The organism is Pseudomonas sp. B21-040, assembly GCF_024748695.1.
GTDB lineage: Bacteria > Pseudomonadota > Gammaproteobacteria > Pseudomonadales > Pseudomonadaceae > Aquipseudomonas.
The window spans coordinates 3719644-3734209 of record NZ_CP087176.1 but is presented as its reverse complement, the minus strand read 5'-3'; the positions used below and the strand labels follow the sequence as shown (position 1 = coordinate 3734209).

The following is a 14566-nucleotide window of genomic DNA, read 5'->3' as shown; positions in this document are numbered from 1 at the left end:
TGTGTTGAGCCGGCGTTTTGCGGTCGGCACTGGGCTGCCCGCGCTTTGAGCTATCATTGCGTTTTTCCCATTTAAAGATTGATTGCCATGACTGCCGTAACCGACACCTTGCTTGAAACCCTCGAACACTGCGACATGGTGGAAATCGACGGGTTGCACGCATTTGAATTTTCCCTTGATGAATTCGACAACCTGCACATCGAATGCATGGACGGCCGAGTGTCCAAGCATTGGGAGTTCACTCCAGCGCAGGTTCAGGCTGCGACCTTCGATCCGACTCTGCAAAGCTGGGTGATCACTGGCGATTCCGGCGAGCACCGCCTGGTGTGCTTGACCGCTATTGGTGGTCATGACGACGATGATGAGCCGGAGGATGCGTAATCTCTGGCCCCTGTTGATGGCCGGCAGTATCGGCGCGATGGGCGTTCAGGTTGCGTCGGCCGACAACCTTCAGTTGCTGGTCGGCTCCTACACGGCCGGTGAGAGCCAGGGGATTTATCGCCTGAACTTCGACAGCTCGACCGGGCAGATCAACGCCCGGCCACTGCAAGTGGTCAACAGCGAAAACCCTTCGTGGCTGACCCTGGCCAAGGATCAGCGTCACCTGTTCGTGGTCAACGAAAACGGCCCGGGGCAGAAAGACCCGGTCGGGCGCGTCAGCAGTTTTGTGATCGATCCCAAGACCCATGCGCTGAGCCTGATCAATCAGGTGCAAAGCCTGGGCAATGAGCCGACGCATTCAAGCCTCAGCGGTGATGCCAGTCATTTGTTTGTCAGCAACTACTCGGTAGCTGAAGATCCAGGCGGCACGCTCGCGGTGTTGCCGGTGGGCGCTGATGGCACGCTGAAACCTGTGGTGCAGATGAGCAGTCATCCCGCGAGTCGGGTCAATCCCGAGCGGCAGCTGTCGGCGCACGTGCATTCGACCGTCTCCTCGCCGGACGGCCATTACGTGTTCTCCAATGACCTGGGGGCAGACAAGGTCTTTGTTTACCGCTTCGACCCCAAAGCCAATCCGGACCTGCCATTAACGCCTGCAACGCCTGCGTTCGTGCCGTTGCCGCCGGGCAGTGGGCCGCGTCATTTGCTGTTCAGTGCCGATGGCAAGCACGCTTGGCTGACCATGGAGATGAGTGCGCAGGTGGCCGTGTTCGATTACAAGGACGGCACACTTGAGCAAACACAAATGATCGACCTGGCGGCCGGCCAGCCTGTGTCCGATAAAGCAGCCGCGGCGCTGCATGCTTCGGCGGATGGCAAATTCCTCTATGTCAGCAACCGCGGCACCGCCAATCAGTTGCTGGTGTTCGCCATCGACCCTGCGACCGGCCACCTGAAGGAACTGCAACGTCGCTCAGTGGAAGGTGATCATCCGCGTGAGTTCAGCCTCGATCCCAGTGGCCATTTCGTGTTGATTGCCAATCAGAAGAGCAACCAGATTGTCGTCGTCGAACGCGATGCCAAGACCGGTTTGCTGGGTAAAACCGTGCAGAAATTGCCGATGGACGCACCCAGCGATCTCAAGTTCCTGCTGCGTCAATAGGCCGCAGGCCCCGGTTCAAGGGGCCTGCATCCTTCTATTAATGCTGCTGATATCTGCTAATGCTACAAAGCATTTCAAGATGCCGAGCCTCGAAGGTTAAGTTTGCTTCACGGCCCCACCGGGCAAGCAAGCCAACTGAACACGAGGAATACCGCCATGAACTTCAATCTCTTCTCCGTTATCGCCGCTTCTGCCATCTCTGCCTCCGTTGCGCTGCCAGCCAGTGCCAACGTTGAAATCAGCGACAAAAAATCCCACGCCCAGAGCTACACCCAGAAATACCTGCAACAGAGCGCCAACTTCTACGCCGCCCTGGATCACAAAACCCAACACTGAAATTTCAGCCCTGCACCTTTTATGCAGGAGCGAAGTCACTGACGTCGATCAAGCTGAACAGCTTCGAGAAACCTGAGTGATGTCGCTCCTGCATAGCGCGTTTACGACAGCATCACATTGCCATTAACGTGCGCCTTGATATCACATGGCCATATGTTTAGATTGGACGCTGCCTTTTTCAGTCCAATTCTAAAAACAAGGGATCGATAGCATGGCGATGCGTCTGGCAGTGGTTCTTCTTTTCCTCTATTCCGCCCCCATTTCTTCGACTGCCCAGCCCGTTCCAGACGAGCCGGATGCGGCCCGTGAGCGCTTGATGAGTTTTATCGAAGACTGAAATAGACGGGCTCAATGATCAACGAAGCTGATGGTCACTATGGATAACCCTGAGTGGTTGCTACGGCTTTTTTGATTGATTCTGTGCGCATCGACACATGCCCACGGAGATCACCATGGCCCGTTCAATCCTCACTTCTGCCAAACACGGCGCCTACCTGGCCATCGGTCTTTACGTGGCGATGGTGTTGGTCTTCAGCCTCTCGGCTCAATCGCACTACACCACCGACGCGCCGATTCAGGTCGCTTATCCCGCCATCCAGTTCGAACACCGTGCGCAAAACGCAGGGGTTGAACACGTAGAGCTGGCGGGAGTGGTCGGGGCATGAAAGGGCGCAATCTCTGGGTGATTGCCTTCCTGGCCTTCATCACCAATGGATTTTCGTTACTGGGAATAGGGCAGGGCTCAGTAGGTTCCGTGGCACGCTCGATCGAGGCCAAACACGACCTCTCTCGCAACATCGAAACGCAAAAGGCCATGGGGCTGCTGGCCGGCAATCCGCCGATCAAACGCCAGGTCGATTTCTTCGGGCCGTTCCAGGTGGACTGCTCGGTGTTGCAGATGTGTGAAGTGTTCGCCTGAATCCCCCAGACAACGCGATCCTGTAGCAGCTGGCGCAGCCTGCGTCCGACTGCGCAGCAGTCGTAAATCCGGCTTGCTCGGTTTGTCTGATACACCGCATGCGCTGATTTTACGACTGCTGCGCAGCCGGACGCAGGCTGCGCCAGCTGCTACAGGGGTTACTTGTGCATCACGCCGGTAAACAGGTCTGACTCCAGAAACCGCTGCAACCAGGCCTGCAGCCGCACGTATGGCGTCTGCGCGAACCACTCGCGATCGACGTGGGCGAATTGGCGCACGAACGGCATCAAGGCGACATCTGCCAGGCTTGGATGGTCCGCCAGCAAGTAATCGCGACCCTCCAGCAATGCGTCAAGCGTGCGCAAAAACGCCTCACCTTCGGCCCGATAAACCGCCATCGGTTGCTCGGGGTAGCGTTCGGCGTATTTGTAGCGATTCAGATGCACCTTGAACGCCTGATCGTTCGTCTCGATCAGGGCGGCGATGCGCGCTTGTCCGGCGGCATCCTCGTTGAGCAACCAGTCTTGCGGATCGTTCTGCGCCAACGCCCAATGCATGATCGCCAGGCTTTCATCGATGACCCGGCCATCCGCGTCCAGCACCGGCACCGTGCCTTTGCTCGACAGGGCGAGCATCTCGGCGGGTTTGGCCTTGAGGCTGACTTCGACAATGTTCACCGCGACCCCCGCGTAGCGCAGCGCCATGCGTGCGCGCATGGCGTAGGGGCAGCGGCGGAAGGAATACAGCGTATTCATTTCACCTCCAGGGTGCTCAAGCCATTGCCCTGGCGATGGACCTGAATCTGCACCGGAATCCGTTCGTGCATTTCCTGAACGTGGGAAATCACCGCCACCTTGCGGCCCTGGGCTTGCAAGCCGTCGAGCGCGTCCATGGCCAATTGCAGGGACTCCGGATCGAGGCTGCCGAAGCCTTCGTCGATGAACAGCGACTCGATTTTCAGCGTGCTCGACGCCATCGACGCCAGACCCAGGGCCAGCGCCAGCGACACCAGGAATGTCTCGCCGCCGGACAGCGAATGCACCGAGCGCAGTTCATCGCCCATCTCGGTGTCCATCACCAGCAACCCCAGCATGCTACCGCCGCGTTTCAACCGATAACGGCGCACCAGTTGGCGCAACTGCACGTTGGCGTGATGCACCAGCAGATCAAGGTTGTAGGCCTGGGCGATTTTGCGGAAGGTATCGCCGGTGGCCGAACCGATCAACGCATTCAGGCGTGCCCAGCGCTGGAACTCGGTGTAAGCATCGGCGATCTGCTGGGCCAGGGCCTGATTGGCGTTCTGCCGGCGCTGATCCTCGGCCTGTTCGGCGCGCAGTTCGGCGCAGCGGTGTTCGCTGGCGGCAAACAGGTTTTGCACGTCGGTGAGGGCCGTGGCCAATTGCTCGGCGTCGAGGTTGCCATTGTGTTGCGCCTGATGATTGAGCAGGCGCTGATCGCGCTCCTGCACGCGAACCTTGGCCTGCTCAATGGCTTTTTCACTGTGCTGCAAGTGTTCGCGCAGTTCACTGACCTGCTGATCGTCGACGCTCAGCAGGGTTTCCAGGCCCGCGTCGTCCAGTTCCGGGTGCTGGGCGCGCCAGTCGGCAATCTTGCCCGCCAACTCACGGTTTTCGGCTTCCAACGCCAGTGAGCGATCTTGCTGTGCCTTGAGCTCGGCGGCCAATTGCACCAGGCGCGTGAGCACACTTTGCAGTTCCTGAGAGGCCGAGGTTTGGGCATGACGGGCCTGTTCGACGGCCTTGTCCAATTGCTCCAGCCAGTGCTCGGCGCTGCGGTGCTCGCCCAACAATTGCGATAGTTTGTGCTGGCAAGCCTGTTGCTGCTCGGCGAGCGCGTTGAACTGCTGCTGAGTCGCGTCCAGTTGCTGGACGCGTGTCAGTTGGCGGTCCTGTTCTTTCTCCAGCGTCTGCTGGCGTTGCTGCTGCTCGCTCAGTTCGTCGCGCTGCTGGTCGAGTTGCTCCAGGCGTTGGGCGATCTGCCGGTCGAGTTGCATGAACGTCGCGGCAGGTTCGTTGCGCAAGGCTTGCAGGGTGTCTGCCGGCAGCAAGGTGCTGAACGCAGTCAGTTCCTCATCCAGACGCTGGCGATCACTGCTCAACTCGCGTTGCTGGTTGACCAGGTGTTGAGTGGCCTGCTGGCTGGCCGACTCCGCGTTGCGCAGTTGCTGCTGTAGGCGCGCGGCGTCCTGTTGCAGGGTGAGCAGGGCGGTTTGGCGTTGTTCGTCTTGCGTGATGCTTTGGTTCAACTGGCTGTTTTGCTGGGCCAGCCATGCGTCACGCTTGACGGCGTCCTGGGCCAGCAGTTGGGCTGACAGCGGGTGCGCTTCGAGGCTTGGTGTCAGGCCCTGCTGTTGTGTCACGAGCTGTTCTTGCTGTTGCAGCAGCTCTTTTTGCTGAGCAATCAAACCACCCACTTCGCCGCGCAAGTCGGTGAGTTTTTCCTTCAACAGATCGACGGCTTTCTGCGCGTTGGCCTGTTCGCTTTCATCATGCCGACCGAGGCTTTGCAACAGCGCTTCGGGCTGATGATAAGGATGGTCAGCGCTGCCACACACCGGGCACGGTTGATCGTCCTGCAACTGCCCGCGCAACTCTTCGACACTGGCGCTGCGGGCCAGACGCTGACGCTCCAGCAGTTCGCGGGTGACGCTCAGGGTCTGTTCGGCGACCGCCAATTCATTCTTGGCCTTCACACCGTCCTGCGTCAGGCGATCACGCGCCTGCTGGGCCGTGAGTTGGCGCTGGTGCAGTTCGGCGCTGCGCTTGTCCAGGTCTTGCTGACTGGCCCACAGCCTTGTCAGCTCCTCGAACGCACGGAGTTGTTTGCGGTTGTCCTGCAACAGGGTGCCGAGCAACTGGATCTGTTCGGCCACCGCTTCAGGCTCGGCGCCGGCCTCTTTATAGAGCACTTCCAGCTGTTGCTTTTGCGCGGTCAGTTCTTCGCTGGCGCGGGTAGCGTTTTGCTCCAGGGCGGTCAGTTCCGCCTGGCCTTTGTTCAAACGATTGCCGATCAACATCAGTTGCTGCAGGCGATCGCGGTAGGCATTCCACGCATCGCTCAACGGCGCAAGGTGAACGCTCTGTTCCAGCTCTCCGGCCATCCGTTGCAGGCGCGCGGCCACTTGCTGCTGTTGCTCAAGCAGGCCTTGAATGGTGCTCTGCCCTTGAGCGCAGGCCTGTTCGGCGTGTTGCTTGAGGTCGGCGCTGGTGGCGGTTTCCTTGACCAGGCGGGCGAGGGTGCTCTGTTCTTCAAAGGCCTGTCGCAGCAACGGTGCATTGGCGGTGTGTTGGCTTTGCGCCTCGACCAGTGCAGCCTGCGCAGCGCTCAGACTGGCCTCGAGTTGTGCTTGCCGTTCGTTCAGCGCGGTTTGCTGCTCGATGTGCTGCTGGATCTGCGCTGCCAGCGGCGTGAGCTGCGTGGTGAGTTCGGTTGTTCGCGCAAATTGATGGCGTTGCGGGGCCAGTTGCTCCAGGCGCGTCAGCTTCAAGCGTTGGTCGGCAAGACCGTCCCAATGTTGCTGAGCACCGGTCAGTTGCTCGGCGGCGCTCTGCTGTACGTCCTGTAGTTGACGCAACTCCTTGAGCCAGGTGTGCTGCAACTCAAGTTGTTTGAGCTGCGCCTGTTGAGTCTTCAGCTGTTGCTGCGCCTCATTAAAGCGCTCATCCAGCTCGGCCCGGGCTTCGGGCGACAGTGGCGTCACGCCCGTGGCCTGGTCCTGCAACAGCTTGTGGGCTTCGCGTGCTTCTTTGGTCTTGTCGAACGCGCGGCGCCCGAGTTGGGTGTAGAGCGCGGTGTCGGTGAGCTTTTCCAGCAGTTCGCTGCGTTCGTTGTCATTGGCCTTGAGGAACGCACTGAATTCACTCTGGGCGAGCAACACGGCGCGGGTGAACTGCTCGAAGTTCAGGCCCAGTACGGCTTCGAGTTGGGTTTTGAACTCGACTTTCTGGCTCGCCAGCAGTTGATCCTGATCGATGTCGCGCAAACTCTGACGACTGGCTTGCAGCTTGCCACCGGCCTTTTCCCGTGCGCGATTGGCTTCCCAGCGCGCACGGTAGCGGCGGCCATCGATGCCGACGAAATCAACTTCGGCATAGCCTTCACCCGTGCCGCGACGCAGCAGCGTGCGCGGGTCGCCGGTGCTGATTTCACCGTCGGCATCCGGCGCTTTAGCGGACACTTGAGCATTGCTCAGGCGCGGCACGGCGCCAAACAGCGCCAGGCACAAGGCATCAAGCAGTGTGCTTTTGCCGGCACCGGTCGGCCCCGTAATCGCGAACAGACCGGCACTGGCCAATGGCTCAGCGGTGAAATCAATTTCAAACGGCCCGGCCAGGGAGGCGAGGTTTTTCAGGCGGATCGCGAGGATTTTCATGGCTGTTCGCTCTCCATCTGCACGTCTTGCAACAACTCGGCAAAGTCCTTCAGCGTTTGCTCATCGACCTCGCTGCCATAGCTGTCCTGCCACGCGCGGCTGAACAGCTCCTGCGGCGTGAGCTGATCGAGTTCGACCAGGGTGGTGCTGTCATCGACGCCATCGCGGCTGCCGTTTCCAGCGTATTCGGCGGCGATGCGCACCAGGCGCACGGCTTTGCCTTGCAGGGCAGTTTCAACCTGGTGGCGCAAGTCGGGTTGCGGTTCATCGAGACGCACCCGCACTTCCAGCCACGGCTGGCGCTGGATGTCGGCCAGCAGATCGATATTCGGCAGGTCGGCCAGTTGCAGGAGGATGTCCGCCAACGGCGCCGGGCCGATGCGTTGCAGGTTGACGGCGCGGGGAATCAGCTTCGGTTCGACGCTGATCAGGGTTTCGCCGTCGAGCGTGATGTCGAGGATCTGATGCTGATAGCCGATCTCGGAGAACGACAGCGGAATGGGCGAGCCGCTGTAGCGGATGCGCTCTTCGCCATTGACCTTCTGCGGCTTGTGCAGATGGCCAAGGGCAACGTAACTGATGCTCGGCCCGAACAGACTGGCGGGCAGGGCTTCGGCGTTGCCGATGATCAGGCTGCGCTCGGAGTCTTCCGAGACCGAACCGCCTGCCATGTGCGCATGGCTGATGGCGATCAGCGCCTGGCCCGGCTTGCGCTTGGCGTTGGCCGCTTCGATCAGCCATTCATGCACCTGGCCAATCCCGCGCAAGTAGTTGTCGCCCAGCTGTGCGCCGGTAACTTCGGCGGGGCGCAGAAACGGCAGCGCCAGGCACCAACCGGCAATTTCGCCAGATGCGTCGGGCAGCGGCAGCAGCAGGCGTTCAGCGTCCAGTTGGCCGTCATCGAGCCACAGCACACGACCGAGGGCGTGAGTGCGCAAGCGCCGCATCAACGGCGCGGGCAGTTCGATCCGTGAGCCGGAATCGTGGTTGCCGGCGATCATCACGATGGTCAGCAAAGGTTGCTGCTCATGGGCGCTGACGATGAAGTCGTAGAGGCGCTCCTGGGCTTTGACCGGCGGGTTGACGGTGTCAAAGATATCGCCGGCGATCAGCAGCACATCAGGCTGGTCCAGCTTCAGCTGGCGCAACAGCCATTCGAGGAAACAGGCGTGCTCAAAGTCGCGCTCCTGGCCGTGCAGGTTCTGCCCAAGGTGCCAGTCGGAGGTGTGGAACAGACGCAAGGCGTACTCCGTAGGAAATAAGGTGATGGCCGCGTGGGAAATGATGGCGGCTAAAGGGGAGGGAGTTTACTGGCAAACACAGCCGATGTGGCCAGCAACACGAAAACCCTGTAGCAGCTGGCGAAGCCGGCGTCCGAGTGCGCAGCAGTCGTAAATCCTGCAACGCGGATTGTCTGGCAAACCGCGTATGCAGACATTGCGACTGCTGCGCAGCCGGACGCAGCCTCGCGGGCTCGGCCGCTGCTACAGAGGGTGATTATTTGGGGTAAAGCGGCGGCAACCCACTATCACCCACCGGGTCGTGAACCCGTTCGGCAATCGGGATGGCCTTGATCGCGCGCCACAGTTCTTCGCCTTGCCAGTATTGGCCGGTTTCGCTGTAGAGCGCGCCGTTCAGGCCGTCGAGGGCATCGGACAGCGGCACGAAACGGGCGGCCATGTCGGCCAGGGTTTCCGGCTGTTGCCGGGCCCAGGCGTCGAGCGCCTGGCGGGTGGCGTGTGAGTCGTTGGCCTGGCAGGCGCGCTTGAGTTCGTCGAGGACGGTGCGCGGGCTCGGGCCGGTTTGTGTGGCGCGCAGGATCGCCGGTTGCCAGCGGGCACGCCACCAGAGGCCGAAGCCGAGCAGGGTGGTGCAGGCCAGGATCAGCGTGCTGAGTTTCCAGCGCCACAGGGTTTCGTTGTCGGCAGCGGAGGTGACTTGAGGCGTCCCGGCCGGCGCGTCGACCAGCATGCTTGGGTTGTTGGCGACTTGCAGGGTGCGCGCCGGCAGGCTGCTGTGTTCCAGATGATCTTCGAAGGTGTTCCACCAGACCACGTCCACCGTCGGCAGCTCGATGGCGCCGCTGCGGGCCGGAACCAGGGCTTCACGGTCTTCGCGAATGCCGATCAGGCCGCGCTCACTGTTCTCGTTGCTCAGCATCGGTTGATCGGGATAACGCCGCAAGCCGTTGACGTCAGTGGCAGGCAAGGGCGGCAATTGCGAGCTGGCCTGGCCTTCTACCTTCAAGGTCAGGCTGCGGGTGAACGAATCGCCCACCTGTGCATGGTCCGGTTGCGGGTTCCAGCTTTCGCCCAGGCTCACGCTGCGGGCCGGCAACCAGGGCAGGTCCGCGGGGTAAGTGATGGGTTTGGCCTTGACCGTCAGTAACGTTTGCGTGGAGCTGACACGCATCAGTTTCCCGGTTTTCGGCCCCTGTGCAGCGGCGTCCTGAGCGGGTTGAGTGTCGACCAGCGTGGCGCTGAATATCTGCGCTGGAATGGTCAGTTCGCCGCTGTGTTGCGGGTAGATCGCGTAGCGCATTTCGATCACGCCATGGCGCAGCCCGTTGATGACTTTTTCATAGGTGCGTGACTCGCCCAGTTGTTCGATACGCGCGTCGGGCACCTGCAACGGGGTCAGGCTGCTGTCGTCGTACAGCGACACCGAATGGTAGATGCGCAAGGTCAGGATCGCCTGCGCCTGTACGTACACACTGGTCTGGTCGAGGCTGACATCGATAAACACCGGCGCCAGTTTGCTCGCGGTGTCCTGGTTTTCGCTCTCGACCACTTGCACCGTAATGGGCTGGCTCTGCACCTCGCCCAGTTGCAAGGGTGGAATCGTCACGCTGCCGTTTTCCTTGGGCAGCAACGTGATAATCCAGCGCGTGGTCGCGCGGTTGTCGCCACTGAGGGTGTTCAACTGGTTGACCTGGCGGGTGCCGCGTACTTCGAACAGGGGTTCGAGCGGGGTCAGGTCCGGCTTGCCGAACTGTGTCACGTCGCTGGATTCCAGGGTCAGTTCGACCGTCTCGCCGGAGTTCAGGCGACTGCGATCGACACTGGCGACAAGCCCCGACGCCTGGGCCTGAAAGGTGCAGCACAACAAGGCAAGCATGAAGAGGGTGAAGCGGGTCATCGAGTTTTTCCCTGATCCTGATGTTGTTGCTGTTCGTACCAGAATTTGCGCCTGAGCAATTCACCCGGATCATCCGGGATCTTGCGTAACCATTGCTCCAGCGCCTGAAGCTGCTCGCCCTGGAGCGTGTCGCTGGTCGGGCGCGGTGGCGGTTTGGTGCTTTGCTCGTCGGCCAACTCGTTGCCCGGGACTTCATTGCCGCCGGGTTTCGGCGGCGTGGTGGTCTGTTGTTCGGTCTCCGCGGTGGCCGGTTGTGCGTCAGTTTGCGGTTCACCATTGCTCGTCGGTTGCGTGGCGGCGCCTGGCTGCTCCTGCTCGGCGTTTTGCGCCTCGCTGTCGTCGCTGGTTTCCGGCTCCACGGGCGCTGGGGTGTTTTTCTGCTTCAGCAGACTTTCCACCAACGCCTTGTTGGTCAAGGCCGGACGCAAATCCGGTTGAAGTTCCAGCGCCTGTTCGTAGGCATCCAGCGCGGCTTCCAGCTCACCGCTTTTGGCCAGGGCGTTGCCACGATTGTAGTGGGCATGGGCATCATTGCCTTGGGCGAACCGCTGGGCGGCGCCACTGTAGTCGCCGGCTTCATACAGCGCCACACCTTGCCACTGCGGGTCCTGAAAATACTGTGCCGCCCTGGCCGGGTGGTCTTGGTTGAGCAGGTGCAGACCCCGTTGATCCGGGCGCAACCACAAGTCCTGGAAGTCGAAGGCATAACTCGGTTGCGGCAGCATCAACAGCAATGGCAGGCAGAACAGCCAGCCGCGCCGTCCGGCACAGGCCGCCAACAGCAACAGTGGTAGCAACAGCCAGTAACCCTGGTCGGCCCAAGTGTCCAGTCGCAGCGTTTGCCCGTCGTTGCGCAGCGCACGCGGGCCATCGAGCAGGCCCAGTGCGCGCAGGTCTGAATCATCCAGACGCGCCTGGCGATACTCTCCGCCGAGATCGCTGGCAAAGGCTTTCAGGTTGGGGGTGTCCAGGCGTGGCACCAGAATCGCGCCGTCACTGTCCTTGAGGAAGCTGCCGTCCTCCTGAGCGACTGGTGCACCTTCGGCGGTGCCAATGCCCAGCATCAAAAACTGCGTCGAGTGCCCCGCCAGTGCCTGACGAATACCTTGGCGTTCCCGTTCGGTCAGGGTCGAGCCGATCAGCAAAATCCGCCCGTCGCCCAAGGCGCCCTGGCTCAGCAATGCAAGGGCTTTGTTTACCGCGAGATCGGCGCGATGGCCGGCTTCGGGCATCAGTGAAGGTTTCAGCGCGTCCAGCAGGTTGCGGCTGGTCGACAGGTCATCCGACAACGGCACCAACGTGTGGGCGCTGCCGGCGTAGACGACGATGGCGGTCTGGGCGTCGCTGCGCACTTGCAGCAGGTCGAGCAGCTTGCGTCGTGCCTGTTCAAGCCGGTTCGGCGCCACGTCGGTGGCGAGCATTTCCGGGGTCAGTTCAAGCACCACCACCAGCGGGTCGGCAGGTTTCTGACTGGCTTGTTCGACCCGTTGCCAGCTCGGCCCCAGCAGTGCCAGTACGGTCAACATCCAGGCCAGTCCGAGGACCACCCATGGCAGTTTGCTGTCGCGTCCGTTGCCGCCACTGAGCAGGGCGGCATGGAAGGCCGGCGGCAGAATCATCTGCCAGCGCCCGGCACGTTTTTGCCGGTGCCAGAGTTGCCACAGCAACCAGCCCAATATCGGCAACAGCAACAGCCACCATGGGCGGAACCAGAAAGGCCAGAGCGCGCTCATCGGCGTCTCCGCGAGCGCAGGCGTTTGAGACGCTGACGCCAGTCAGGCAGTGGCGAGTGCAAGAACAGATCCTTGGTAAACAAGCGTAGAAACGGGTTATCCGGCCAGCGTTCGCGCACCACCAACAACATGCTCAACAGCAACGCCATCGCCAGCGGCCAGTGATACAACGCCTGCGCCGGACGGGCCTGGGTGGGTTGTTGCGTCACCGGTTCGAGTTTGTCCAGGGTGTCCTTGATGGCTTGCAGTTCGTTGCCGTCATGGGCACGGAAGTATTGACCGCCGGTGGCTTGGGCGATGGCTTGCAGGGCCGGTTCGTCGAGGTCCAGGCTCGGGTTGATGCCCAGAAAGCCCAGCGTGCCGCTTTCTTCCGGGTTGGCACCAATGCCGATCGGGTAGATTTTTACCCCTTCGTTTGCCGCCAGCCGCGCAGCAGTCAATGGGTCGATTTCGCCTCCGTTGTTGGCGCCGTCGGTGACCAGAATCAGCACACGGCTCTGTGCCGGACGTGTGCGCAGGCGTTTAAGGGCCAGGCCAATGGCGTCGCCGATGGCGGTGTTCTTGCCAGCGATGCCGATGCGCGCTTCGTCGAGCCAGACCCGCACGGTGTGCCGGTCGAAGGTCAGCGGGGCTTGCAGGTAGGCCTGGCTGCCAAACAGAATCAGACCGACCCGATCGCCATCGCGGCTTTCCAGGAAATCACCGAGTAAATGCTGCACGAGGCTCAAACGGCTGACGTCTTCCTCCTGCCACTGCATGTCGGGGAAATCCATCGAGCCGGACACGTCCACCGCCACCAGCAAGTCGCGGCCACTGGCGGCAATCGGCAGCGGCTCGCCGAGCCATTGCGGGCGCGCGGCGGCGATCAGCAGCAACAGCCACAGCAGCATGAACGGTGCCTGTTGACGCCAGGCCGGCAGATTCGCCCGGGCGCGGCGTCGAGTGAGGCCTTCGAGGTCGCTGAGGAAACTGACTTTAAGTGCCGGCTCGCCGCTGTCGGCGACCGGCAGCAACACGCGCATCAGCCAAGGCAGGGGCAGCAAGGCAAAAATCCACGGCCAGGCGAACTCAAACATGCTTGCGAATCCAGGTGTCGACGGCTTGGGTCAGGCCGGCGATGGCCTTGTCGTCGAGTTTGCATTCGGGTTTGTAGGCACCTTCGACCAGGACCATCCAGCGCGTCAGGCCGGCAGCCGGGCAGCGGTTGTCGAGAAACGCCAGCCATTTGCGCCCGTTGAGGGTGTGGCTCTGGCTGTAGGGGTAATGGTTGCGGCACAGGCGCTTGAGCAAGCCATTGAGTTGCTGTAGCCAGGCACCGGCCGGCGCACCGTCGTAGGGTTTGGGCATCAGTGCCAGTTCGGCCAGCGCAGCGACACGCACCGGGTCCAGTGGCTGTTCGGCGCGAACGACGGGCTGTGTGCGCGCAAACACGTGTCGCAACCGCCACAGGCCAACGCCGATCAGTGGCAGCAATAAAAGTAATAACCACCAGCCCGGCGCGGGTGGCCAGAACTCGATGGGTGGCGGGGTAATCAGCGGTTGCAGTTGATCGAGACTGCTCATCGACCTTTCCCCGGTTTTTGTGGGTTCAGGTATTCGCGCAGTTGCTCGACCATCTCGGTCTGGGTGCTTAAGGGCATCAACAAGACGCGCAGTTTTTGTGCAAGCAGTTCCCAGCGAGCGATGCGCGCTTCGGCTTGTGCGCGATAGGTCTGGCGCAGGTCGTAATTGAGCGTGTCGAGCTCCAGTTGCGCGCCACGTTCGGCAAAACGCAGCAAGCCTGCGGCAGGCAGGGCATGGTCCAGTGGATCGGACAAAGGCAGGAGCAACAGGTCGCAATGGCGCGACAGCAGGCTCAGTTGTTGTTCCGAGCCTTCGGTCAGGGCGCGCTCGTCGCAGATGACGATAACCAGACTGCCGGGGCGCAACACTTCCCGCGCCCGACGCAGTGCCATGTTCAAAGAATCACGGTTCTGCTCGGTTTCGGCGTGCAGCGATTGATTGACCCGCACCAGCCGGTTGAGCAATTGCAGCAGGCTTTGTTTGCTGCGCCGGGGTTTGATTTCGTAGTGCTCGTTGTCGCCGAACACCAGTCCGCCCACCCGGTCGTTATGGCCCAGTGCGGCCCACCCGATCAGGCTGGCGGCCTGGGCGGCAAGGACCGATTTGAACATCAGGCCCGAGCTGAAGAACAGCCGGCAGCTTTGCTCGACCATGATAAAAATCGGCCGTTCGCGTTCTTCATGGAACAGCTTGGTGTGGGGCTCCTGGGTGCGTGCCGTCACGCGCCAGTCAATGGTGCGCACATCGTCGCCGGCCTGATAAACCCGCACCTGGTCGAAATCCACACCGCGTCCACGAAACTTGGAGTGGTGCAGGCCGATCAGCGGGCTGCGTTGGCTCGGCGTGGAAAACAACTGCACTTCACGCACGCGATGGCGCATCTCGATCAGCTCGGCGAGGCTGACGCGGATGCCCGGCTCGGGCGGCGCAAGGGCGTTCAT

The 14566-nt window shown here is 61.5% G+C and carries 14 protein-coding genes; 6 read left to right on the top strand and 8 right to left on the bottom strand.

The genetic code is table 11. The annotated features are described in order from the left end of the window. Positions 1–87 precede the first annotated feature (87 nt). From LOY55_RS17075 to LOY55_RS17050, 6 genes are all read left to right on the top strand, one after another. Positions 88–381, top strand: coding sequence for a DUF5629 family protein (locus tag LOY55_RS17075; protein WP_258665897.1), 294 nt, complete (start codon positions 88–90; stop codon positions 379–381). Further along, positions 374–1543: a lactonase family protein gene (locus LOY55_RS17070; protein ID WP_258665895.1), complete on the top strand. Its 1170-nt coding sequence runs from the start codon at positions 374–376 to the stop codon at positions 1541–1543. The genes LOY55_RS17075 and LOY55_RS17070 overlap by 8 nt, the downstream gene beginning before the upstream one ends. Before the next feature lie 156 nt (positions 1544–1699). After that, positions 1700–1879, top strand: coding sequence for a hypothetical protein (locus LOY55_RS17065; protein WP_046032142.1), 180 nt, complete (start codon positions 1700–1702; stop codon positions 1877–1879). Between the two features lie 211 nt (positions 1880–2090). Beyond that, positions 2091–2216 carry a hypothetical protein gene (locus LOY55_RS17060; RefSeq protein ID WP_256577230.1) on the top strand — a complete coding sequence of 42 codons (126 nt, stop codon included), beginning with the start codon at positions 2091–2093 and terminating at the stop codon, positions 2214–2216. 115 nt (positions 2217–2331) lie between these two features. Further along, positions 2332–2544: a hypothetical protein gene (locus LOY55_RS17055; RefSeq protein ID WP_046032143.1), complete on the top strand. Its 213-nt coding sequence runs from the start codon at positions 2332–2334 to the stop codon at positions 2542–2544. Continuing rightward, complete coding sequence (locus LOY55_RS17050) at positions 2541–2798, top strand: hypothetical protein (RefSeq protein ID WP_046032144.1); 258 nt, start codon at positions 2541–2543, stop codon at positions 2796–2798. Before LOY55_RS17055 ends, LOY55_RS17050 begins: the two co-directional genes overlap by 4 nt. A 158-nt stretch (positions 2799–2956) precedes the next feature. On the opposite strand, the gene LOY55_RS17045 is transcribed toward LOY55_RS17050, so the two are convergent. The 8 genes from LOY55_RS17045 to LOY55_RS17010 all read right to left on the bottom strand — a co-directional run bounded on the left by LOY55_RS17045 (position 2957) and on the right by LOY55_RS17010 (position 14566). Then, positions 2957–3553, bottom strand: coding sequence for a glutathione S-transferase (locus LOY55_RS17045; RefSeq protein ID WP_046032145.1), 597 nt, complete (start codon positions 3551–3553; stop codon positions 2957–2959). Then, positions 3550–7191, bottom strand: coding sequence for an AAA family ATPase (locus LOY55_RS17040; RefSeq protein WP_258665893.1), 3642 nt, complete (start codon positions 7189–7191; stop codon positions 3550–3552). Before LOY55_RS17040 ends, LOY55_RS17045 begins: the two co-directional genes overlap by 4 nt. Further along, on the bottom strand, positions 7188–8432 hold the full coding sequence (locus tag LOY55_RS17035) for an exonuclease SbcCD subunit D C-terminal domain-containing protein (protein WP_258665891.1): 1245 nt from the start codon (positions 8430–8432) through the stop codon (positions 7188–7190). The genes LOY55_RS17040 and LOY55_RS17035 overlap by 4 nt, the downstream gene beginning before the upstream one ends. Before the next feature lie 256 nt (positions 8433–8688). After that, positions 8689–10329, bottom strand: coding sequence for a BatD family protein (locus tag LOY55_RS17030; RefSeq protein WP_258665890.1), 1641 nt, complete (start codon positions 10327–10329; stop codon positions 8689–8691). Next, the gene (locus LOY55_RS17025; protein WP_258665888.1) at positions 10326–12062 is read right to left on the bottom strand and encodes a tetratricopeptide repeat protein; all 1737 of its coding nucleotides are present in this window, start codon (positions 12060–12062) and stop codon (positions 10326–10328) included. The genes LOY55_RS17030 and LOY55_RS17025 overlap by 4 nt, the downstream gene beginning before the upstream one ends. Beyond that, on the bottom strand, positions 12059–13138 hold the full coding sequence (locus tag LOY55_RS17020; RefSeq protein ID WP_109786525.1) for a VWA domain-containing protein: 1080 nt from the start codon (positions 13136–13138) through the stop codon (positions 12059–12061). The genes LOY55_RS17025 and LOY55_RS17020 overlap by 4 nt, the downstream gene beginning before the upstream one ends. After that, the gene (locus tag LOY55_RS17015; RefSeq protein WP_109786524.1) at positions 13131–13625 is read right to left on the bottom strand and encodes a DUF4381 domain-containing protein; all 495 of its coding nucleotides are present in this window, start codon (positions 13623–13625) and stop codon (positions 13131–13133) included. Before LOY55_RS17015 ends, LOY55_RS17020 begins: the two co-directional genes overlap by 8 nt. Beyond that, entirely contained in the window at positions 13622–14566 is a 945-nt protein-coding gene (locus LOY55_RS17010) for a DUF58 domain-containing protein (RefSeq protein ID WP_046032152.1), read from the bottom strand. Before LOY55_RS17010 ends, LOY55_RS17015 begins: the two co-directional genes overlap by 4 nt.